The 19,875-nt window shown below is 62.8% G+C and carries 22 protein-coding genes; 20 read left to right on the top strand and 2 right to left on the bottom strand.

Going from position 1 to position 19,875, the window contains the following annotated elements:
- Positions 1 to 31: 31 nt before the first annotated feature.
- Positions 32 to 559: a protease adaptor protein RcdA gene (gene rcdA, locus NKI59_RS10095; RefSeq protein WP_352574712.1), complete on the top strand. Its 528-nt coding sequence runs from the start codon at positions 32 to 34 to the stop codon at positions 557 to 559.
- 38 nt (positions 560 to 597) lie between these two features.
- Here rcdA and NKI59_RS10090 read toward each other — a convergent pair whose 3' ends face one another.
- Positions 598 to 915, bottom strand: coding sequence for a winged helix-turn-helix transcriptional regulator (locus tag NKI59_RS10090; protein ID WP_245274745.1), 318 nt, complete (start codon positions 913 to 915; stop codon positions 598 to 600).
- Positions 916 to 1,106: 191 nt separating this feature from the next.
- Here NKI59_RS10090 and NKI59_RS10085 point away from each other — a divergent pair, with 191 nt between their 5' ends.
- From NKI59_RS10085 to ftsH, 18 genes are all read left to right on the top strand, one after another.
- Positions 1,107 to 1,961 (top strand): SDR family oxidoreductase, encoded by an 855-nt coding sequence (locus NKI59_RS10085; RefSeq protein WP_352703873.1) that lies wholly within the window; start codon positions 1,107 to 1,109, stop codon positions 1,959 to 1,961.
- Positions 1,962 to 2,225: 264 nt separating this feature from the next.
- Positions 2,226 to 2,738, top strand: a complete 513-nt coding sequence (gene ruvC / locus NKI59_RS10080; protein WP_023678004.1) for a crossover junction endodeoxyribonuclease RuvC — start codon at positions 2,226 to 2,228, stop codon at positions 2,736 to 2,738.
- A gap of 56 nt (positions 2,739 to 2,794) precedes the next feature.
- Positions 2,795 to 3,046 carry an AbrB/MazE/SpoVT family DNA-binding domain-containing protein gene (locus NKI59_RS10075; RefSeq protein ID WP_352703871.1) on the top strand — a complete coding sequence of 84 codons (252 nt, stop codon included), beginning with the start codon at positions 2,795 to 2,797 and terminating at the stop codon, positions 3,044 to 3,046.
- Positions 3,043 to 3,465 carry a type II toxin-antitoxin system VapC family toxin gene (locus tag NKI59_RS10070; protein ID WP_352703869.1) on the top strand — a complete coding sequence of 141 codons (423 nt, stop codon included), beginning with the start codon at positions 3,043 to 3,045 and terminating at the stop codon, positions 3,463 to 3,465. The genes NKI59_RS10075 and NKI59_RS10070 overlap by 4 nt, the downstream gene beginning before the upstream one ends.
- 13 nt (positions 3,466 to 3,478) lie before the next feature.
- Complete coding sequence (gene ruvA / locus NKI59_RS10065) at positions 3,479 to 4,099, top strand: Holliday junction branch migration protein RuvA (protein ID WP_352703867.1); 621 nt, start codon at positions 3,479 to 3,481, stop codon at positions 4,097 to 4,099.
- 68 nt (positions 4,100 to 4,167) lie between these two features.
- A complete protein-coding gene (locus NKI59_RS10060; protein WP_352569593.1) occupies positions 4,168 to 4,452 on the top strand; it encodes an AbrB/MazE/SpoVT family DNA-binding domain-containing protein in 285 nt (94 codons plus the stop codon).
- The gene (locus tag NKI59_RS10055; protein WP_352703864.1) at positions 4,449 to 4,853 is read left to right on the top strand and encodes a type II toxin-antitoxin system VapC family toxin; all 405 of its coding nucleotides are present in this window, start codon (positions 4,449 to 4,451) and stop codon (positions 4,851 to 4,853) included. The genes NKI59_RS10060 and NKI59_RS10055 overlap by 4 nt, the downstream gene beginning before the upstream one ends.
- Complete coding sequence (ruvB, locus tag NKI59_RS10050; RefSeq protein ID WP_023677999.1) at positions 4,850 to 5,890, top strand: Holliday junction branch migration DNA helicase RuvB; 1,041 nt, start codon at positions 4,850 to 4,852, stop codon at positions 5,888 to 5,890. The genes NKI59_RS10055 and ruvB overlap by 4 nt, the downstream gene beginning before the upstream one ends.
- Before the next feature lie 127 nt (positions 5,891 to 6,017).
- Positions 6,018 to 6,488, top strand: coding sequence for a tol-pal system-associated acyl-CoA thioesterase (gene ybgC / locus NKI59_RS10045; RefSeq protein WP_023677998.1), 471 nt, complete (start codon positions 6,018 to 6,020; stop codon positions 6,486 to 6,488).
- Positions 6,489 to 6,784: 296 nt separating this feature from the next.
- Positions 6,785 to 7,495, top strand: a complete 711-nt coding sequence (gene tolQ / locus NKI59_RS10040) for a protein TolQ (RefSeq protein ID WP_023677997.1) — start codon at positions 6,785 to 6,787, stop codon at positions 7,493 to 7,495.
- Positions 7,496 to 7,504: 9 nt separating this feature from the next.
- Complete coding sequence (tolR, locus tag NKI59_RS10035) at positions 7,505 to 7,963, top strand: protein TolR (protein WP_023677996.1); 459 nt, start codon at positions 7,505 to 7,507, stop codon at positions 7,961 to 7,963.
- A 7-nt stretch (positions 7,964 to 7,970) separates the two neighbouring features.
- Positions 7,971 to 9,128 carry a cell envelope integrity protein TolA gene (tolA, locus tag NKI59_RS10030; RefSeq protein ID WP_352644558.1) on the top strand — a complete coding sequence of 386 codons (1,158 nt, stop codon included), beginning with the start codon at positions 7,971 to 7,973 and terminating at the stop codon, positions 9,126 to 9,128.
- Between the two features lie 78 nt (positions 9,129 to 9,206).
- Positions 9,207 to 10,478 carry a Tol-Pal system beta propeller repeat protein TolB gene (tolB, locus tag NKI59_RS10025; RefSeq protein ID WP_245274748.1) on the top strand — a complete coding sequence of 424 codons (1,272 nt, stop codon included), beginning with the start codon at positions 9,207 to 9,209 and terminating at the stop codon, positions 10,476 to 10,478.
- Between the two features lie 74 nt (positions 10,479 to 10,552).
- Positions 10,553 to 11,032, top strand: coding sequence for a four helix bundle protein (locus tag NKI59_RS10020; RefSeq protein ID WP_352703862.1), 480 nt, complete (start codon positions 10,553 to 10,555; stop codon positions 11,030 to 11,032).
- Between the two features lie 69 nt (positions 11,033 to 11,101).
- Entirely contained in the window at positions 11,102 to 11,608 is a 507-nt protein-coding gene (gene pal, locus NKI59_RS10015; RefSeq protein WP_023677992.1) for a peptidoglycan-associated lipoprotein Pal, read from the top strand.
- A gap of 188 nt (positions 11,609 to 11,796) precedes the next feature.
- A complete protein-coding gene (ybgF, locus tag NKI59_RS10010) occupies positions 11,797 to 12,906 on the top strand; it encodes a tol-pal system protein YbgF (protein ID WP_352703860.1) in 1,110 nt (369 codons plus the stop codon).
- A 54-nt stretch (positions 12,907 to 12,960) separates the two neighbouring features.
- A complete protein-coding gene (tilS, locus tag NKI59_RS10005; RefSeq protein ID WP_352703857.1) occupies positions 12,961 to 14,415 on the top strand; it encodes a tRNA lysidine(34) synthetase TilS in 1,455 nt (484 codons plus the stop codon).
- Between the two features lie 105 nt (positions 14,416 to 14,520).
- A complete protein-coding gene (ftsH, locus tag NKI59_RS10000; protein WP_023677989.1) occupies positions 14,521 to 16,446 on the top strand; it encodes an ATP-dependent zinc metalloprotease FtsH in 1,926 nt (641 codons plus the stop codon).
- Between the two features lie 531 nt (positions 16,447 to 16,977).
- Here ftsH and NKI59_RS09995 read toward each other — a convergent pair.
- Positions 16,978 to 17,640: a hypothetical protein gene (locus NKI59_RS09995; RefSeq protein ID WP_502901040.1), complete on the bottom strand. Its 663-nt coding sequence runs from the start codon at positions 17,638 to 17,640 to the stop codon at positions 16,978 to 16,980.
- 874 nt (positions 17,641 to 18,514) lie between these two features.
- Here NKI59_RS09995 and glmM point away from each other — a divergent pair.
- Positions 18,515 to 19,867, top strand: coding sequence for a phosphoglucosamine mutase (glmM, locus tag NKI59_RS09990; RefSeq protein WP_031213285.1), 1,353 nt, complete (start codon positions 18,515 to 18,517; stop codon positions 19,865 to 19,867).
- Positions 19,868 to 19,875: the final 8 nt, after the last annotated feature.

Genomic DNA, 19,875 nt, shown 5'->3' with positions numbered 1-19,875 from the left:
CCGGCTGTCAGGCAAGTGCAGGGGCGTAGCGATGAACGAGCCTTCGAAGGCGAGCGCGAAAACCATCAAGCTGGCGGAGCGCCGGGTTTTCTCCCAATCCTTCAAGCCGCTCTATCAGGAAGGCATGGGCCTGGTCGAGCAGGCCGCCGAATATCTCGACGGCAAGGGCCGCGCCGAGGCCAAGAAGCTGTCGAGGCTGGCGGCGACGCTTTATGCGGCCGAATCGATGCGGCTGACCACCAGGCTGATGCAGGTCGCCTCGTGGCTGCTTTTGCAGCGGGCGGCGAATTCCGGCGAGATGACCCGCGATCAGGTGGCCTCAGAAAAATCCAAGGTGCGTCTCGATACCGCCTCCGCGCATGAGGAGGCGCCCGGCTGGGCCGAGCTGCCGACGGATTTCATCGATCTCGTCAACCGCTCGCTGCGCCTGCAGGCGCTGGTGCGCCGCATGGACGAGGAGATCTATGGCGGCCTCGCCGAGGTGCCGCCGTCGAGCCGTCGCGTCAATCCGGTGTCGGACCAGATCACGCTGCTCAACACGGCTTTCGCCCGCGGCTGAGAGAACGTTGCATAATTCTACTCCGGCGGCCATCTAGACTAACCGCGAAGGGATGGGCTCGCGATCATCAGGCGGGGAGAATCACGCAGCAGCAGGCGCGATCCGACCTCCACGATAGACCTGATCGCTGGGAGCAGCTCCTGCCCCAATGACGTCAGCTCATACTCCACGGTCGGCGGCGATGTCGGCATCACGTGGCGTGCGAGGACGCCGCGCTCCTCGAGATCGCGCAACCTGCCGGTCAGCACCTTCGCCGAAATGGCTGGGATATCGCGGCGCAATTCGGAGAACCGGCGCGGGCCGTCGCTCAAGGACCAGAGCACCTCGGGTGTCCAGCACCCGCCAAGCAGCGCCATGCACCTCGACATGGGGCAGCCGGGAAGCGCCTTCACCTTCGTTCGCATCCTGAGGACCATCGCGCATCTTCCGTGGGGTTTCCAGTTGGTTACCGGAAAATGATGGTAACTACAAGATACGTGGTTTCCGAGGGTAACGAGAGCCGCTATCTGAGGCTCTCAATCCATCCAACCACGAAATGGACAGAACGATGTACGCAATAACTGGAGCAACAGGACAGCTTGGCCGTCTCGTGATCGACGCACTGCTGAAGACAGTTCCGGCCAGCCGGATCGTTGCGGCGGTTCGTGATCCGGCAAAGGCCCGCGATCTTGTCCAACGCGGCGTAGTCGTGCGGGAGGCGGACTATAATCGTCCCGACACGCTCCCGATGGCGCTGGCCGGCGTCGATAGACTGCTGCTGATTTCCTCGACCGAAGTCAGCGGCCGCTTGCCGCAGCATCGGTCAGTGATCAAGGCCGCCCAACGGGTGGGGGTTTCGCTGATCGCTTACACAAGCATGCTGCATGCGGACACGTCTCCCGCGAGGCTCGCGGTCGAACATCGGCAGACGGAGGAGGTCATCGCGGCCTCCGGCCTACCCGCCGTCATCCTGCGCAACGGCTGGTACACCGAGAACCATCTGATGGCGCTCCCGGCGGCTCTGGAGCACGGCGCCTTCATCGGCGCCGCAAATGAGGGGCGCTTCTCGTCCGCGGCGCGGCAGGATTATGCCGAGGCCGCGGCCGTGGTGCTGACGAGCGAGGATCAAGCAGGGAGGACTTACGAGCTCGCCGCGGACCAAGCCTTCACGCTCGCCGAGCTTGCGGCGAAGGTCTCGCGGCAATCGGGCAAGGCGATCGCCTACAACTATCTTGCCGGGGCGGCCTATGAGGGTGTGTTGACAGGCGCCGGGCTGCCCGCCGATCTCGCCGCTATCCTGGCCGATGCCGACATTGCAGCCTCACGCGGAGCGTTGTTCGATGACGGCGGCGCCATGAGCCGGCTGATCGGTCGACCGACAACGCCACTGGAGAGCGTCGTTGCGGCAGCATTGCGCGGTTGAAACCGAGATGGCTGTCACATCCGCCAAAGGATCAGAGGACCGTCTGTCGCTCGCGCCAACAGTTATTCAAACGACTAGACTAGCGCAGCCTTCTGCGCTTCCGGTGCTCGCGTACTTATGTACGCTCCGCTCCGGTTCTCGAAAACCACGCTATCTGTCTCGCCAGAGCGAATTCTCAAACATTCTCTAAACCAGACTCGGTTGCTGTTTCTGGTTTGTTCACATTTCGCTGGCATCGCTGCTCGCCGGGGTTAAAGTTGACGGATGGGGGAAGCGATTCGCATCATCGGCATCGATCCAGGGCTGAGGCGCACCGGCTGGGGCATAGTCGAAAGCCTCGGCAATTCGCTGCGCTTCGTCGCTTCCGGCACGGTGCGGTCCGACGACAAGGCCGCGCTGGCGGTGCGTCTTTGCCAGTTGCATGACGGGCTCGCCGAGATCCTGCATGCCGCGATGCCGCACGAGGCGGCGGTCGAGCAAACTTTCGTCAACAAGGACGCGGCGGCGACGCTGAAACTCGGCCAGGCACGCGGCATCGCCATGCTGGTGCCGGCGCGTGCCGGCCTTGTCGTTGCCGAATATGCGCCAAACGCCGTCAAAAAGGCGGTGATCGGCGTCGGCCATGGCGACAAGAAGCAGATCCACATGATGGTCAAGGTGCTGATGCCGAAGGCGACTTTCGACAGCGACGACGCCGCCGATGCACTGGCTATCGCCATCTGTCACGCGCATCACCGGCAGAGCATCGCCTACAGGATGGCGGCGCTGGCCGGATAAGTATGTTCTTGACTTGTTCTCCATTGGGCAATAAGTAATACCAACGAGGTATTACCATGCGCGTTACCACCAAGGGCCAAGTGACCATCCCGAAGGAAATACGGGATCATCTGGGTATCGGCCCGGGCTCGGAGGTGGAGTTCGTCCCCACCGAGGACGGCGCTCGTGTTATTGCGGTCGACGAAAACATATCGGAGGAGGAAGCCTCGCGCAGATTCAGCCAGATGCTCGATCGTATGGCCGGTACGCTGGATCTGCGAGGCTTGACGGCGGATGAATATGTGGAATGGCTGAGGGGGCCCACGTGAAGATCTCGACATTGATTGACACAAATGTCTTGATCGACGTTTGGGGTCCTGCCGGACGGGAGACGAAATGGTCGGCATCCGCGATTGCCGCATGCCGGCGCGACGGCGCACTCGTAATCAATGCAATCGTCTGGTCCGAGCTCGCGCCGTTGATTGCGACCGAACAGGCCCTTCGGCAAGCAGCCGACATGCTCAAGATGGATCGCGAATTCCTGCCGTGGGAAGCAGCCTTCCTCGCTGGTGTCACGCATTCCCGCTATCGCCGCGCCGGCGGCATTGGCGAACGAACGCTGCCGGATTTCTTTATTGGAGCCCATGCGGTTGTCGCCGGGCATCGCCTGCTGACGCGCGATGCTGCGCGCTATCGCGGCTATTTCCCGGACCTCGATATCATCTCTCCGGAAACCCACCCGGCATGATCGGCAAGCTCAAATGATCGGCAAGCTAAAAGGCTCGCTGGACGAGATCGACGAGGATTTCTGCATCGTCGACGTGCATGGCGTCGGCTACGTCGCCTATTGCTCGGCGCGCACGCTCGCGGCATTGCCGCCGCCCGGCGAGGCGGTCGTGCTGTTCATCGAGACCTATGTGCGCGAGGACATGCTGCGGCTCTATGGGTTCCAGTCGGTGCTGGAGCGCGAGTGGTTCCGGCTGCTGATGAACAATGTGCAGGGCGTCGGCGCCAAGGTGGCGCTGGCGATCCTGTCGACGCTGGCGCCGGCCGATCTCGCCAACGCGATCGCGTTGCGCGACATCGCCATGGTCAGCCGTGCGCCGGGTGTCGGCAAGAAGGTGGCGGAGCGCATCGTCACCGAATTGAAGAACAAGGCGCCGGCCTATGCGGGCACTGCCTCGGGCACCATCAGCCTGAAGCAGGAGCTCGGCGAGGGCGTCGCCTCGGCGCCGATCACCGACGCCGTCTCGGCGCTGGTCAATCTCGGCTATTCGCGCGACACCGCCGCCAATGCGGTGGCGGCGGCGCTGAAGACGGCAGGCGAAGAGGCGGACGCGTCGAAGCTGATCCGCTTCGGGCTGAAGGAGCTGGCACGCTGAGACGTTGCTGGAAAGTGAAATTCCAACTACTATCTGATCGGTAAGAATTTTTTGCAGGAGTAAGAATAATGGGCGCATATGCCAGTCTGACCTCCAAGGGACAGCTCACGATTCCAAAGGACGTCCGCGACGCCTTGTCGCTCAAGACGGGCGACACGATCGCCTGGACGGTGATGGATGGCTATTTGGTCGGGACGCCGCGCAATCTCGACTTCGCCGACCTAGCCGGATTTCTCGGCGATCCACCCGGCGGTCCCGCTTCCCTGGAAGAGATCGATGCGGCTGTGAGGGAGGCCGTAGGCCAGCACGTTGTTGGTGACAAGCCACAGGGCGGAAAAGAGGGCGACGCGTGACGTCGATAGGTATCGATACTAACGTTCTGCTTCGAATGGTGCTGAACGATGATGCCGAGCAACAGGCCAAGGCTCTCGCCTTCGGTAAGAGCCTCAGCGGCGACAAGCTCGGCTTTGTGAGTTTGATTGTGCTGGTGGAATTCAGTTGGTCACTGCTTTCGCGTTACCGGCAGCCAAAGGAGCAAATACTGGCCGCGATCCAGAGATTGCTCAAGATCAAGACGCTGGTGTTTGAGGATTTCGATGCCATCGTGATCGCGCTCGAACGATCGAATTCGAGCCAAGTCGACTTTGCTGATGCGCTGATAGCCGAGCACAATCGAAATTTTGGTTGCTCGCATACGGTCACGTTCGACCAGCGGGCTGCAAGGTCCATTGCCGGTATGGAACTGCTCGCATGAGCCTTTCGCCACGCCTCATTGCTCCCGACAGACGCGGCGAGGACGCCGAGCAGACCTTGCGGCCGCAGACGCTTGGCGACTTCGTCGGCCAGGCGGCGGTGCGGGCCAATCTCAAAGTGTTCATCGAGGCCGCCAAGGGGCGCAGCGAAGCGCTCGACCATGTGCTGTTCGTCGGCCCGCCCGGCCTCGGCAAGACGACGCTGGCGCAAATCATGGCGCGCGAGCTCGGCGTGAATTTCCGCTCGACCTCGGGTCCGGTCATCGCCAAGGCCGGTGATCTGGCGGCGCTGCTCACCAACCTCGAAGACCGCGACGTGCTGTTCATCGATGAGATCCACCGGCTCAACCCGGCGGTCGAGGAAATCCTCTATCCGGCGATGGAGGATTTCCAGCTCGACCTGATCATCGGCGAGGGGCCGGCGGCGCGCTCGGTCAAGATCGACCTGGCCCGCTTCACGCTTGTCGCCGCCACCACCCGGCTCGGCCTGTTGACCAACCCGCTGCGCGACCGCTTCGGCATTCCGGTGCGGCTCAATTTCTACTCGGTCGAGGAACTCGAGCAGATCGTGCGGCGTGGCGCCCGCATCCTTGCCATGCCGCTCGGCGACGACGGTGCTTTGGAGATCGCCCGGAGGGCGCGCGGCACGCCGCGCATCGCCGGCCGGCTGTTGCGCCGGGTGCGCGACTTCGCCAGCGTTGCCGGCGACGGCCATGTCGACCGCAAGGTCGCCGACGAGGCGCTGACGCGGCTGGAGGTCGACGGGCTCGGCCTCGACGCGCTCGACCGCCGTTATCTATCGATGATCGCACGGAATTTCGGCGGCGGGCCGGTCGGCATCGAGACCATCGCGGCCGGGCTTTCCGAGCCACGCGATGCCATCGAGGACATCATCGAACCCTTTCTGATCCAGCAAGGCTTCATCATGCGTACCCCGCGCGGCCGCGTGCTGGCGGCCAATGCCTGGCGGCATCTCGGCCTCGACGCGCCAAAGGACCTGGCGCAGCAGCAGATCAGCCTGTTCCAGGAAGAACCCTAAGTTCCGCTACTTATGGCTCGGTGCTGGCAGTTCCCCGGCCCAGCCCTCCAGGTCTTGATCATCGCCGGTCTATGCGCAAAACAGGTGTTGCTTGAAACAGGGCCTGTCGGGCCAAAAGGACAGCGCAATGGACGATCACGGTGAATCGGCATTGTCCGCCGGACTTTCCGGCGCGCTGACGGAATTCGGCCATCGACTGATGGCGCGGGTCTATTATGCAGACACCGATTTTTCCGGCGTCGTCTACCACGCGCGCTATCTCGAATTCTTCGAGCGCGGCCGGTCCGACTATCTGCGGCTGGCCGGCGTCCACCACACCGAGCTTGCCGACGGCAAGCATGGCGAGAAAATAGTCTGGGTGGTGCGGCGCATGGAGATCGATTTCCGCGGTTCGGCCCGCATGGATGACATCCTGACCATCGATACGCGCACCGACGAGATTTCCGGCGCCCGCATCGTCATGGCGCAGCAATTGAAGCGCGGCAGCGAAGTGCTGGTCGAGGCGCGTGTCGAAGCGGCGATCGTCGGCGAGAACGGGCGGCCGCGGCGCTTTCCCAAGGACTGGATCGCAGCCTTCATGCCCAGAACGCGCAAATAAAGGTTCAGAGGCGGACGATCCCGGAGCTCCCGGTCCAGGCCAGAATCGCGAGGCGGCCTATCAGGGCGCGGCAATGCGCCGCGCTGTACGTCCTAACCCATCCTTAACCATAACGGTCCATGAAGGGATTGGTTAAGATTGGGAGAATCCAAGCGCCTTCCTTTCACCAATATTTGCCCCGAAAAGGCCGCCAACGGTGCATTTGGGGTTATTCCGCAAGCCTAACGCGAACGGACCACAAGGGATGCCCATGGGCCAGCCGCCAGCCACGCCCGGAAAATCTTTAAGGACGTAACATGGAAAACATCGCTCTCGCCGAACCGGGCGCGCATTTATCGATTTGGGCCTTGTTCATGCAGGCCGGTTGGGTGGTCAAGCTGGTCATGATCGGGCTGCTTGGTGCCTCGATCTGGACCTGGGCGATCATCGTCGACAAGCTCGTCGCCTATGCCCGCATGCGGCTGGCGCTCAACCGCTTCGAACAGGTGTTCTGGTCGGGGCAGTCGCTGGAAGAGCTTTACCGCACGCTCGCCGACCGCAAGACGACCGGCATGAGCGCGATCTTCGTCGCCGCCATGCGCGAATGGAAGAAGAGCTTCGAGAAAGGCGCGAAATCGCCACTCGGCCTGCAGACCCGCATCGACAAAGCGATGGATCTGGCGCTGACCCGCGAGATGGAAAAGCTTGAAGGGCGGCTCGGCTTTCTCGCCACCACCGGCTCGGCGGCGCCCTTCATCGGCCTGTTTGGCACGGTTATCGGCATCATGACCTCGTTCCAGGCGATCGCCGCCTCGAAGAACACCAGCCTATCGGTGGTCGCGCCCGGCATCGCCGAAGCGCTGCTGGCGACGGCCATCGGCCTGCTCGCCGCAATCCCGGCCGTCATCGCCTACAACAAGCTGTCGTCCGACGCGAGCAAGATCGCGGTGCGCATGGAAGGGTTCGCGGATGAGTTCTCCGCCATACTCTCGCGCCAAATCGATGAAAAAGTCGCGCAGAAGGCTTGAGGAACGATCATGGGAATGTCTGTAGGCGCGGGTGGCGGAGGGCGCGGTGGTCGAGGCCACAGGCGGCGCGGCCGCCATCACGCGATGATATCGGAAATCAATGTCACGCCGATGGTCGACGTGATGCTGGTGCTGCTGATCATCTTCATGGTCGCCGCACCCATGTTGACGGTCGGCGTGCCGGTCACCCTGCCGGAGACGAAGGCCAAGGCGATGAACGCCGATACCCAGCCGATTACGATTACGATCGACGGCACAGGCAAGATCTTCGTGCAGGAGACCGAAATCCCGCAGGAGGAGCTGATCGCCAAGCTGAAGGCGATTTCTAAGACCGGCTACGAAGAGCGCATTTACGTCAAGGGCGACAAGACCACCAATTATGGCGACGCGATGGTGGTGATGGGTCTCATCCAGGACGCAGGCTACAAGAACCTCGGCCTGATTACACTGCCGAAACAGGATCAATAAACGCGAGATGAGGACCGGCCTCACCACATCGGTGATTTTGCATACGGTGGCGATCGCCTTTGGGCTGTTCACCCTGTCGGCGCCGGCTGCGCTTCCGTCGTCCGATGTCGAGTCGGTCGCAGTGGACATTGTGCCGATGGAGGCCGTCTCGCAGGTTTTGCAGGGCGACAAGAAAGCCGTGATGCACGAAAGGCCGGCGCCGCTGCCGACACAGCGTCCCGACATCGTTCCCGATGCCCAGAAAGTCGGAGAAAACAGCGTCGATACCGACAAGCCGCCGACGCCTGAGGCCAAGCCCAAGCCGGTCGACATGACGGCGGCTCCGCCACCTGCGCCGACGCCGGTCGAAAAGCCCAAGCCCGAGGACGTGCCGAAGCCGCCGGAAAAGCCGAAGCCTATTCCCGCAACGGAGGTAGCGCCGGTGCCGCAGCCGAAGGAAGAGGTCAAGCCCGAACCGGTCAAGCAGACCGAACCCAAGCCGACGCCGGCCAAGGAGCCGACGCCCACGCCGCCGCAGGACAAGACCGCCGCAATCGATCCGCAGCCCGAGGTCAAGCCGGATGCCGTCGCCGAGGCGATTGCCAAGCAACCGCCGACCGAGGAGGCGCAGCTTCCGGACTCGGCGCCTGCGCCTGAGGCTCGGCCGAAGCCGCAGCCGGCCCAGGCTGAAAGCGCGAAGGCGCCGGAGCGCAAGGACGCCGACAAGCCGGTCAAGGAAGCCTCGTCCAAGCCGAAATCGGACGACAAGCAATTCAATGCCGACGAGATCTCGGCTCTGCTCGACAAGCGCAAGCCGTCCGGCGGCGGCGCCAAGCGCTCGACCCAGCAGGCATCGCTCGGCGGCGAGAAGGACCAGGGCCAGAAGCTTTCGAAATCGGAGCAGGGGGCATTGGAGGCCCAGCTTGGTGGTTGCTGGACGCTTCCGGCAGGGCTCGAGGGTTCGGAGAATTTCGTCGTCGTGGTCCGGTTTAATCTGGACGCCTCCGGCAAGCTGGATGGCCGGCCGAGCGTTGAAAAGTCGAGCGGAAACCGCCCGTTTGACGAAAGTGCAGTGCGCGCGGTTCAGAAATGCGATGTGGCCGGCTTGCAGGTTCCGGCGGGCAAGCAAGACATCTGGTCCGACGTTCGGGTCACTTTTGACCCCAGGGAGATGCTCGGTCTTTAGGCCCGGCGCTCACAGAATCAGCGAAAGAAGCGAGAAGACATGAAATCCATCCTCAAGCCGCTCCTGACGATCGCAGCGATGGCGCTGGGTATGACTGTTGCTGTCACCCTGCCGGCGCGGGCGCTCGTGGAGCTCAACGTCAATAAGGGCAATGTCGAGCCGTTGCCGATCGCCATCACGGACTTCCAGGGCGGCGATGCGCTCGGCGCCGAGATTTCCGGCATCGTCAGTGCCGACCTGAAACGCTCCGGCCTGTTCGCGCCGATCGACAAAAGCGCTTTCATTGAAAAGATCTCGAACCCGGATGCCACGCCGCGCTTCGAAGACTGGAAGGTGATCAATGCGCAGGCGCTGGTCACCGGCAGTGTCGGCAAGGAGGCTGACGGCCGCATTCGCGCCCAGTACCGGTTGTGGGACACGTTTGCCGGCCAGCAGATGTCGGGCGAGCAGTTCTTCGCCAACGATGCCAATACCAGGCGCGTCGCCCATATCATCGCCGATGCGATCTACGAGCGGCTGACCGGCGAGAAGGGCTATTTCGACACGCGCGTTGTCTTCATCGACGAGTCCGGTGCCAAGAATGCGCGCAAGAAGCGGCTTGCCATCATGGACCAGGACGGCGCCAACGTCCGCTATCTCTCGAACGGCAAATCGATCGTGCTGACGCCGCGCTTCTCGCCGAACCGGCAGGAAATCACCTACATGTCCTATGAAAGCGGCCAACCGCGGGTGTATCTTTTGCAGATCGAGACGGGGCAGCGCGAGCTGGTCGGCAATTTCCCCGGCATGACGTTTGCGCCGCGCTTTTCGCCGGACGGCCAGAAGGTAATCATGAGCCTGCTGCGCGATGACGGCAATTCCAACATCTTCGCCATGGATCTGAGAAGCCGCTCGACGACCAGGCTCACCAACTCGACCGCCATCGACACCTCACCGTCCTATTCGCCTGACGGCAGCAAGGTGGTGTTCACCTCGGATCGCGGCGGCCGCGCGCAGATCTATGTGATGGGCGCCGACGGCTCGGGCCAGACCCGCATCTCGTTCGGCGACGGCGTCTATTCGACGCCGGTGTGGTCGCCGCGCGGCGATCTCATCGCCTTCACCAAGCAGACCGGCGGTGAATTCCAGATCGGCGTCATGCGCACCGACGGTTCGGGTGAGCGCATCCTGTCCACCGGCTTTCAGCAGGAAGGGCCGACCTGGGCGCCCAACGGCCGGGTGCTGATGTTCTTCCGCGATTCCAATGGCGGACCAAAACTTGTTTCGGTCGATCTCACCGGCCGCAACGAACAGTCGATCCCGACGGCGAACTTCGCCTCGGATCCGGCCTGGTCGCCGCTGCTGGAGTGATGGAAGAAGAACTGAGGAATTGAAGAACTGACGAACTGACGAGTTGAAGAACTGAAGAGTTGAAGAACTGAAGAATGGAGAAGGCAGGGGTCTACATCGAGCACGCGAGGGATTTAGAAGTCTATAAGCGTGCCTATGCGGTTTCCCTTGGGGTACACAGAGCCACGCTTGCTTTTCCGAAAATGGAGCAATACGCGCTCGCCGATCAACTACGTCGTTCCAGCAAGGCGATCTGCGCCAATTTGGCCGAAGGCTTTGCCAAACAGACTCACTCCAAGCCCGAATTCGCACGCTTCATTTCGATGGCCATAGGATCATGCAGTGAGGTGGAGACCTGGATTTCGTATGCGTTCGACCTCGAGTACATCACACAGGCGCAACGCGACGATTGGTTGCAATCCTATGCCCGCATCTACGGAATGCTTCTTCAGTTCCTCAATTCCCTCTTTTTCATGTTTTGGCCGTATTTCCGCCTACGGTCCGCGCTCATTGTCGCCCCTCGGCAGAACGGTTGCGGACGGCAGCCGAAACCAAATTTTAACCGTGTTTCTTGAGCGCCGGTTAACCCAAACGTGGTTACTGGAGGATCAATGAAATCACTCGAATTGCGAAGGAGAGGCGGCATGGGCCGTATCGCAGCACTTACCACAAACCCGGTCATGATCGCTCTGGTCGCTATGCTCGCGATCACCGGTTGCGCCTCGAAGAAGACGCCGAACAGCGCCGCCGATCTCGGCCTCAACGGCGCCGGCGCGGCAACGCCCGGGTCGGCCCAGGACTTTACCGTCAATATCGGCGACCGCATCTTCTTCGACACCGATTCGTCCTCGATCCGCGCCGATGCGCAGACGACGCTGTCGCGCCAGGCGCAGTGGCTGAACCAGTACAAGCAGTATGCCATCGTCATCGAAGGCCATGCCGACGAGCGCGGCACGCGCGAATACAATCTGGCGCTCGGCGCCCGCCGTGCTGCCGCCACACGCGACTTCCTGGTCGCCAAGGGCGTTTCGGCGCAGCGCCTGAAGACCATTTCCTACGGCAAGGAGCGTCCGGTCGCGGTTTGCGACGACATCTCCTGCTGGTCGCAGAACCGCCGCGCCGTAACCACGCTGGGCGGCGCCGGTTCTTGATCGGCATAAATGCAACACTTGGTGCGAAAGGCGGCCAAAAGGCCGCCTTTTTCATATCTGCCCGCTCCAAACAAAATTTGGCCGAAGTCTCACGTCCTGTTAAGAGCCGAGAGCGTCTGGCTAGTCCCCAGTTGACTGGTCTACTTCGAATGAGAGGCGCGCAACAATGGTTTCACGGCGAGAGGCACATGCATTTCAGATCGGTCTTGAGCGGCACGCTTGCGCTGCTGCTCGTATCAAGTATCGCGGCACTTGCTGACGGGGCAAACGGCACCGGGCAGTCATCGGAAAGCGGTTTTTCCTTCCACCTGCCGACGATCAAACTGCCCGGCATTTTCGGCGAAAAGAAAAAGCCGGATCAGATTCAATTCGCGCAACAGGATGGCACCGGGACTCCGGCGCTGGAGGAACAGCTCCGGCAGATGAATGGCAAGATCGAGGAACTCAATTTCCAGGTCCTGCAGATGCAGGAGCAGATCCGCAAGCAGCAGGAAGACAACGAATTCCGCTTCCAGCAGTTGGAAGGCGGTCCGCAAGGCGCGCAGCAGCCGGCCGAGCAGAAGAAGTCCGAGGCCGCGCCCAGCAGCGACAGCCCCAACGGCGACGGTAACGTGGCGGAGGCGCCGGCAACGCCGGCTCCAGCCGCTGCGGACGCGCCGCCAGCCGGCGACAAGAGCGTCGAGGACGTCATCGTCGAATCGCCCAACGGCGATCCCGGCAAGCTGATCCCCGGCGCGCCGCCCAAGACGTTCGGCACCATCACCGTCGACAAAAACGGCAATGTCGTCGAAGCCGACGGCAATGCGCAAGCGAATGCGCCGCAGCAGAATACGGCCCCAGCCGACGGCGCCAGTGCAGCCGGCAACAAGGCCGGTAAATCCGATGATACGGTGGTCGCGGCACTCCCGTCGACCAACGATCCGGAAGAGCTTTACCGCAATTCTTACCAGTTCATCCTGTCGGGCGACTACAGCACCGCCGAACAGGGCTTCCGCGACCATATCGCCCGTTTTCCCAGAGACGCCAAGGCGGCGGACGCGCATTACTGGCTTGGTGAATCGCTGCTCGGCCAGCAGAAATACCGCGATGCGGCCGAGACTTTCCTCGCTGCCAGCAAGGACTATCCCAAGGCCAAGAAAGCGCCAGACATGCTGCTGAAGCTCGGCGTTTCACTTGTCGGGCTGAAGCAGCGCGACGTGGCCTGTGCCACCTTCAGCGAGATCGGCAAGCGCTACCCCGATATTTCCGGCGCGCTCAAGGAGCGGGTCAAGCAGGAAAGGGCGCTCGCGGCGTGCTAGTTTTTCTGTCGCATGTCGTAGCCCCAAAACCGGGTCCACTTTTGGACGACATGCATGACGCTCGACACCGAGCCTGACCTTTCGGATTTTTCGCGGATCGACTTTTCCAACGGCGCTGTTGCGGCCGTGTCCGGCGGCAGCGACTCGACCGCCCTTCTCCTCCTCCTCAAAGCCCATTTCGACCGTAATGCTCCGGCAACGAAATTGCTGGCGGTAACGATCGATCATCAATTGCGGCCGCAAGCGGCAGCGGAAGCGCAAGCCGTGGCCAGGCTGTGCGCGGCGCGCGGCATTGCCCATCGCGTCCTCGCCTGGTCGGGGCACAAACCATCGACCGGCCTGCCCGCCGCCGCGCGCGAAGCCCGATACCGGCTGCTCGCCGAGGCCGCCGACGCGGCAGGCATCGGCCTGATCCTGACCGGTCACACCGCCGACGACCAGGCCGAGACCGTGCTGATGCGGCAAGCACGTGACGACGGGCCAGGTGAGGAGAGGCCGCGCGAGGAAGGGCGGGGCCTTGCCGGCATGGCGCCGGCAACCCTTTACGAGTGGCGGCACTGGATCGTGCGGCCGCTGCTCGGCATAAGGCGTGCTGAGCTGCGCGAATTCCTGCGACGCGAACAGGTCGCCTGGATCGAAGATCCGACCAATGCCGACACCGCTTTCGAGCGGCCGCGCGTCCGCGCAGCACTTGCCGAAGGCGATGGTGCGCCTCGCGTGGCTGAAGCGATACCGCTGGCCAGAAAGGCGGCGGCCGAGCGTGAGCAGCTGGGACATCGCGCGGCCATGCTGATCCGCAGCTTGGCCTCCAGGCCGGCCGCCGGCCTCGTCCGCCTCGATCGGGATTTTGCGACGGCCGCCGACAGCCGGGCGGCCATTTATGCGCTGCGCATCCTGCTGGCGGCGACCGGCGGCACCGCCTTCCTTCCCGACCAGGCCCGCAGCGAAGCCCTTTTCGGCCGGTTCCGCACCGGGCCGCTTTGTGCCACATTGTCGCGGACCGTGATCGATGCCCGGCGTACCGGCATCTTTCTGCACCGCGAATTGCGGGATCTGCCGCCCGCTGTTGCGCTTTCCGGCAATGCCCTTTGGGACTGCCGCAGACGGATCACATTGGGCGACAGTTCAGGTGCATTGTTGATCGCGCCGCTGTTGGTAGCACCGCTCGGGGCGGCTCTTGCCGCAAAGCGGGCAATTGAAGGGCATGGCACGCCGGCAAGCCTTGTACGTGCCGCCTTGGCCGCCGAGCCGGCGCTATGGCAGGATGGCGAATGCCTTGGTTTGCTCGGGGAAGGCCCGGGTTTGCCCGGGGAAGGCCCGGGTTTGCCCGGGGAAGGCCCGATGCCGGCGGCTGTCGCCGCATATCCGGCAGTCGCGCCCTTCGCCCGTTTCCTGCCGTCCTTCGATCTGGCGCCGGCCGATGCCGTCGCCGCGTTGCTTGGCGCGGCGCCCGTTCCAGCGGTGCCATTCGGCGGCCACAGTGCCGGCCTACCACGGGCGAAAGCTTAACCGAGACCTGCTGTTATGCTTGGCAATGGGAGACGCTCTCCCTATGTTAGGGCCAAGTTTCCTCTCACGACGCGTGTCCGCCCAGCGGCGCCAACGGGACAATTGATGAATCCGAATTATCGCAACCTCGCGCTCTGGGCGATCATAGCGGTCCTGCTCATCGCTCTCTTCAATCTTTTCCAGACGCCGCAGACGCGTGGAGCCTCGAGCGATGTTCCCTATTCGCAGTTCCTGCAGGAAGTCGCGGCGGGACGGATCAAGTCGGTGACCATCGCCGGCGCCCGTATCTCCGGCAACTACACGGACAGTTCCAACGGCTTCCAGACCTATTCGCCTGGGGACCCGTCGCTGGTTTCGCGGCTGCAGGACAAGAACGTCACCATCAATGCGCGTCCTGAATCCGACGGCTCCAATTCGCTGTTCGGCACCCTGATCTCCTGGCTGCCGATGATCCTCATCCTCGGCGTCTGGATATTCTTCATGCGCCAGATGCAGTCCGGTTCCGGCCGCGCCATGGGCTTCGGCAAGTCGAAGGCCAAGCTTTTGACCGAAGCACATGGCCGCGTCACCTTCCAGGACGTCGCCGGCGTCGACGAAGCCAAGGAAGATCTGGAAGAGATCGTCGAGTTCCTGCGCGACCCGCAGAAATTCCAGCGGCTCGGCGGCAAGATCCCACGCGGCGTGCTGCTCGTCGGTCCTCCCGGAACCGGCAAGACGCTGCTCGCCCGCTCGGTCGCGGGTGAAGCCAACGTGCCGTTCTTCACCATTTCGGGCTCGGACTTCGTCGAGATGTTCGTCGGCGTCGGCGCAAGCCGCGTCCGCGACATGTTCGACCAGGCCAAGAAGAACGCGCCTTGCATCATCTTCATCGACGAAATCGACGCGGTCGGCCGCCATCGCGGCGCCGGCCTCGGCGGCGGCAATGATGAACGCGAGCAGACGCTGAACCAGCTGCTGGTCGAGATGGATGGCTTCGAATCCAACGAAAGCATCATCCTGATCGCCGCCACCAACCGGCCAGACGTGCTCGATCCGGCGCTGCTGAGGCCGGGCCGCTTCGACCGCCAGGTGGTGGTGCCGAACCCCGACATCGTCGGCCGCGAGAAGATCCTGAAAGTGCATGTGCGCAACGTGCCGCTGGCGCCCAATGTCGACCTCAAGGTGATCGCCCGCGGCACGCCGGGCTTTTCCGGCGCCGATCTGATGAACCTGGTCAACGAATCCGCCCTGATGGCGGCGCGGCGCAACAAGCGCCTCGTCACCATGGCCGAATTCGAGGACGCCAAGGACAAGATCATGATGGGCGCCGAGCGCCGCTCGTCGGCGATGACGCAGGCCGAGAAGGAGCTGACCGCCTATCATGAGGCCGGCCATGCCATCCTGGCGCTCAACGTGCCGTCGGCCGATCCGCTGCACAAGGCGACCATCATCCCGCGCGGCCGGGCACTCGGCATGGTCATGCAGCTGCCGGAAGGCGACCGCTATTCGATGAGCTACAAATACATGATCTCGCGCCTCGCCATCATGATGGGCGGTCGTGTCGCCGAGGAGTTCAAGTTCGGCAAAGAGAACATCACCTCCGGCGCCTCCTCCGATATCGAGCAGGCGACCAAGCTGGCGCGCGCCATGGTGACGCGCTGGGGCTTCTCCGACAAGCTCGGCCATGTCGCCTATGGCGACAACCAGGAGGAGGTGTTCCTCGGCCATTCGGTGGCGCGCACGCAGAACATCTCGGAAGAGACGGCGCAGATCATCGACGCCGAAGTGCGCCGGCTGATCGACGAGGCCTATTCGACGGCAAGGTCCATCCTGACCAAGAAAAAGAAGGAATGGATCGCGCTGGCGCAGGGCCTGCTCGAATACGAGACGCTGTCCGGCGAGGAGATCAAGCAGCTGATCGCCGGCAATAAGCCCGCGCGCGACCTTGGCGACGACACGCCGCCGAGCCGCGGCTCGGCCGTGCCGAAGTCCGGCCGCCGCAAGAAGGGCCCCGAGCCCGAAGGCGGCATGGAACCCCAGCCATCAAGCTAGGCTCCGGCCCAGGACAGATCGACTTCGAAACGCCGCGGCTCTAACCGCGGCGTTTTCTCTTGGGGAATGCGACCCTTCCTGCATCGCTGGAAATTGGCGAAAGTGACGATGACGGCCAATCTCCCGCCTCGTGGGGGAGATGTCGGCAGGACAGAGAGGGGCGCGAAGGAATGGGGCCTTCTATCGTCCTCGTTGACGATTTCGGGAAGATCGACAAAGCGCGCCGGAGAATGAAGCTCGCATTTTTTTTGCCGGCGGCGCCACATTTTGTTCTGGCTTTGTGCCGGCAGGTATGCTACTAGTTTGAGTGTGGTGCCAATTGGCGCCGCCGACCCGCCCACGGAGGCGGGTTTTCTGCTTCTGGCTGTGAAAGTTCCGGTGGTGCCGAGATCGATGTCGGCCGGACAGAGCGAAGAAACGCGATCTGACTGTTGGTTCGACCTCGGAAGGCCCTCTCACTTGTTCGGCAGCAACAAAAAAGCCCGCGAACCTTGGGGCTCGCGGGCTCATGTCGTCGGATGGTGGCGCCGGTCAGCTCTTCAGCTTGGCGTTGCAGAGGCTGTAGAAGCCGCCGCCCTTCTGGATCCACCTGAGGCCGCCCAGCGTGTTGGCGTCCTTGTTGGCGTAGTAGAGGTCGAGGCAGGTGTGCATGCGGCCCTTGGCCGGGGTCTCGGTTGCATACTTCTTGGAGATCGTCGTCGGGAATTTCACGCCCTGGGGGGCGGTGATGGTCGGCGGTTGCGGATCGCCGGTGTACTTGGCGTCGGGAGCCGGCAGGGTGTCGTCGTCGGCTGCGCCGGCGCCGCATTGGCTCTTGCGGAAGTCGTTCCACTTCATGCCATTCAGCGTGTTGCCGGCCTTGGCAGCCTGATATTTGGCGCTGCAATCCGCCATGCTGAGGCCTTTGCCGGTATCGGTCGCGGCGGCTGTCGTCGCCTTGGCAGGTGCCGCGGCAGGCTGTGCGGCTGCAGTTCCGCCGGCGGCGCATTCACTCTTGCGGAAGTCGTTCCATTTCATGCCGTTGAGCGTGCCGGCAGCCTTGGCGGCCTGGTATTTGGTGCTGCACTCCTTGGCCGTCAGCCCAGGCGCCGCGTCATCGCTGCTGGCCGCCGCTGCTTTGGTCGTGGCGGCGGGTTGTGCGGCTGCCGTCGCGCCGGCGGCGCACTGGGTCTTGCGGAAGTCGTTCCACTTCATGCCGTTGAGCGTGCCGGCAGCCTTGGCGGCCTGGTATTTGGTGCTGCACTCCTTCGCCGTCAGGCCCGGCGCCGCATCGTCGGCGGCGGCTGCCTTGGTCGTGTCGGCGGCCTTGGCCGTGGCTTTGGCTGGCGCGGGTTCGGTTGTAGCGGCGGTGGCATCGGTGCCGCATTGGGCCTTGCGGAACTGGTTCCAGTTCTGCCCGCCAAGCGTTCCCGCATCCTTAGCCGCGTTATACTTGGTGCTGCACTCGGCCATGGTCAGCGCGTTGGCAGGCGCCGCCAGGAATAAGGTCGCGACGGCAAGACCCGTCAAAGTGGCAAGTCGGTGGATGAGCATGCGTTTTCTCCCTACGGCGGTTCATGATATGTCCCAGTGCAGCAATAGCGCTCAACGGCTGGTTGCGCCAGATGCTAAGTAGCGTAGAGACAAATTTAGAAGTGCATTCTTTTCTTTAAGGTGATGAATTCGTTGCCGGGACTGTCTCCCGGCCAAGTTCGTCCGGGTTTATTGCACGGAGAGCGCGCATATGGCTGGTTCCCAGCGAGGACAATGCGTCGCATGACAGCCAGTCAAATCGGCGGGTGCGGCGGACCTGAGCCTACCACTGTCTGGAGCAGCACGATGCGGATTCGGGTTCAAGGCCACACTGCCACAGACCAAAGGATCCAGATGAGGTTTGAGTTGACGTTTCTGATGTTGCTGCCGCAACAAGGGCTCGGAACTTGAAAATCAACACACTAGCGTGACGCAAAACACACAAAACAATAATTTTCTAAGGATTGGTCGTCCATAATCATACAATGTGATGACGGGGCTTGGGCCATTTTATGGCATGAGATGCTCGGAAAGAACCATCGGGAAGCTGGCGAACATGGCAGGACATTATTTCGGTACGGACGGCATTCGTGGGCGAGCCAACAAGTTTCCAATGACGGCGGAGGTCGCCATGCGGGTCGGCATGGCCGCCGGCCTCTCGTTCCAGCGCGGCAGCCACCGCCACCGCGTCGTGCTCGGCAAGGATACCAGGCTTTCCGGCTACATGATCGAGAACGCGATGGTATCCGGCCTGTGCGCCGCCGGCATGGATGTCTTCCTGCTCGGCCCGATTCCGACGCCGGCTGTTGCCATGCTGGTGCGCTCGCTGCGCGCCGATATCGGCGTGATGATCTCTGCCTCGCACAACCCCTATTACGACAACGGCATCAAGCTGTTCGGTCCCGACGGCTACAAGCTGTCCGATGAGATCGAGGAGCGTATCGAGGGGATGCTCGACAAGGATATCGAACTGGCGCTCGCCGATTCCGATGGGCTCGGCCGCGCCAAACGCGTCGACGGCGTGCATGACCGCTATATCGAATTCGCCAAGCGCACGCTGCCGCGCTCGATGTCGCTGTCGGGCCTGCGCATCGTCGTCGATTGCGCCAATGGCGCCGCCTACAAGGTGGCGCCCGACGCGCTGTGGGAACTCGGCGCCGAGGTCGTTGCCATCAATGTCGAGCCCAACGGCTTCAACATCAACAAGGAATGCGGCTCGACTCATCCGGCCGGCCTGCAAAAGAAGGTGCACGAGGTGCGCGCCGATATCGGCATTGCGCTCGACGGCGATGCCGACCGCGTCGTTATCGTCGATGAAAACGGCGCGATCGTCGATGGCGACCAGATCATGGCACTGATCGCCGAATCCTGGCACCAGAGCGGACGGCTGGCCGGCGGCGGCGTCGTCTCGACGGTGATGTCCAATCTCGGCCTCGAACGCTTCCTCGGCGACATGAACCTGCAGTTGCATCGCACCAAGGTCGGTGACCGCTATGTCGTCGAGCACATGCGTGCCCATGGGCTCAATGTCGGCGGCGAACAGTCGGGCCACATCGTGCTGTCCGATTTCTCGACTACCGGCGACGGGCTCGTCTCGGCGCTCCAGGTGCTCGCCTGCATCAAGCGCCATAACCGGCCGGTCAGCGAACTGTCGAAGAAATTCGAGCCGGTGCCGCAGCTTTTGAAGAATGTGCATATTTCCGGCGGCAAGCCGCTGGAGGAGGCGCCGGTCAAGGCGGCGATCGAAGATGCGCGCAATCGCCTCGGCAAGGCCGGGCGCCTGGTCATCCGGCCATCCGGCACGGAGCCGCTCATCCGCGTCATGGCGGAGGGCGACGACCCGCAGCTTGTCGAGTCCGTGGTCAACGACATCGTCGAGGTCATTTCGGAAACGCGCAGCGCCGCCTGATCTCCCTC

Origin of the sequence: Mesorhizobium sp. M0598, from assembly GCF_040320865.1 — a bacterium.
Lineage (GTDB): Bacteria > Pseudomonadota > Alphaproteobacteria > Rhizobiales > Rhizobiaceae > Mesorhizobium.
The sequence above is the reverse complement of the archived record's forward strand: the minus strand, read 5'-3'. Positions and strand labels throughout refer to the sequence as shown.

Coding starts and splice junctions, on each gene's coding strand:
- ftsH (WP_023677989.1), top strand. CDS start 14,521: ATGAATCCGAATTATCGCAACCTCGCGCTCTGGGCGATCATAGCGGTC.
- NKI59_RS10090 (WP_245274745.1), bottom strand. CDS start 915: ATGGCGCTGCTTGGCGGGTGCTGGACACCCGAGGTGCTCTGGTCCTTG.
- rcdA (WP_352574712.1), top strand. CDS start 32: ATGAACGAGCCTTCGAAGGCGAGCGCGAAAACCATCAAGCTGGCGGAG.
- tolR (WP_023677996.1), top strand. CDS start 7,505: ATGGGAATGTCTGTAGGCGCGGGTGGCGGAGGGCGCGGTGGTCGAGGC.
- NKI59_RS10020 (WP_352703862.1), top strand. CDS start 10,553: ATGGAGAAGGCAGGGGTCTACATCGAGCACGCGAGGGATTTAGAAGTC.
- tolB (WP_245274748.1), top strand. CDS start 9,207: ATGGCGCTGGGTATGACTGTTGCTGTCACCCTGCCGGCGCGGGCGCTC.
- ybgF (WP_352703860.1), top strand. CDS start 11,797: ATGCATTTCAGATCGGTCTTGAGCGGCACGCTTGCGCTGCTGCTCGTA.
- ybgC (WP_023677998.1), top strand. CDS start 6,018: ATGGACGATCACGGTGAATCGGCATTGTCCGCCGGACTTTCCGGCGCG.
- NKI59_RS10085 (WP_352703873.1), top strand. CDS start 1,107: ATGTACGCAATAACTGGAGCAACAGGACAGCTTGGCCGTCTCGTGATC.
- NKI59_RS10060 (WP_352569593.1), top strand. CDS start 4,168: ATGGGCGCATATGCCAGTCTGACCTCCAAGGGACAGCTCACGATTCCA.
- ruvC (WP_023678004.1), top strand. CDS start 2,226: ATGGGGGAAGCGATTCGCATCATCGGCATCGATCCAGGGCTGAGGCGC.
- NKI59_RS09995 (WP_502901040.1), bottom strand. CDS start 17,640: ATGAAGTGGAACGACTTCCGCAAGACCCAGTGCGCCGCCGGCGCGACG.
- NKI59_RS10075 (WP_352703871.1), top strand. CDS start 2,795: ATGCGCGTTACCACCAAGGGCCAAGTGACCATCCCGAAGGAAATACGG.
- tolA (WP_352644558.1), top strand. CDS start 7,971: ATGAGGACCGGCCTCACCACATCGGTGATTTTGCATACGGTGGCGATC.
- ruvA (WP_352703867.1), top strand. CDS start 3,479: ATGATCGGCAAGCTAAAAGGCTCGCTGGACGAGATCGACGAGGATTTC.
- tilS (WP_352703857.1), top strand. CDS start 12,961: ATGACGCTCGACACCGAGCCTGACCTTTCGGATTTTTCGCGGATCGAC.
- pal (WP_023677992.1), top strand. CDS start 11,102: ATGGGCCGTATCGCAGCACTTACCACAAACCCGGTCATGATCGCTCTG.
- tolQ (WP_023677997.1), top strand. CDS start 6,785: ATGGAAAACATCGCTCTCGCCGAACCGGGCGCGCATTTATCGATTTGG.
- glmM (WP_031213285.1), top strand. CDS start 18,515: ATGGCAGGACATTATTTCGGTACGGACGGCATTCGTGGGCGAGCCAAC.
- ruvB (WP_023677999.1), top strand. CDS start 4,850: ATGAGCCTTTCGCCACGCCTCATTGCTCCCGACAGACGCGGCGAGGAC.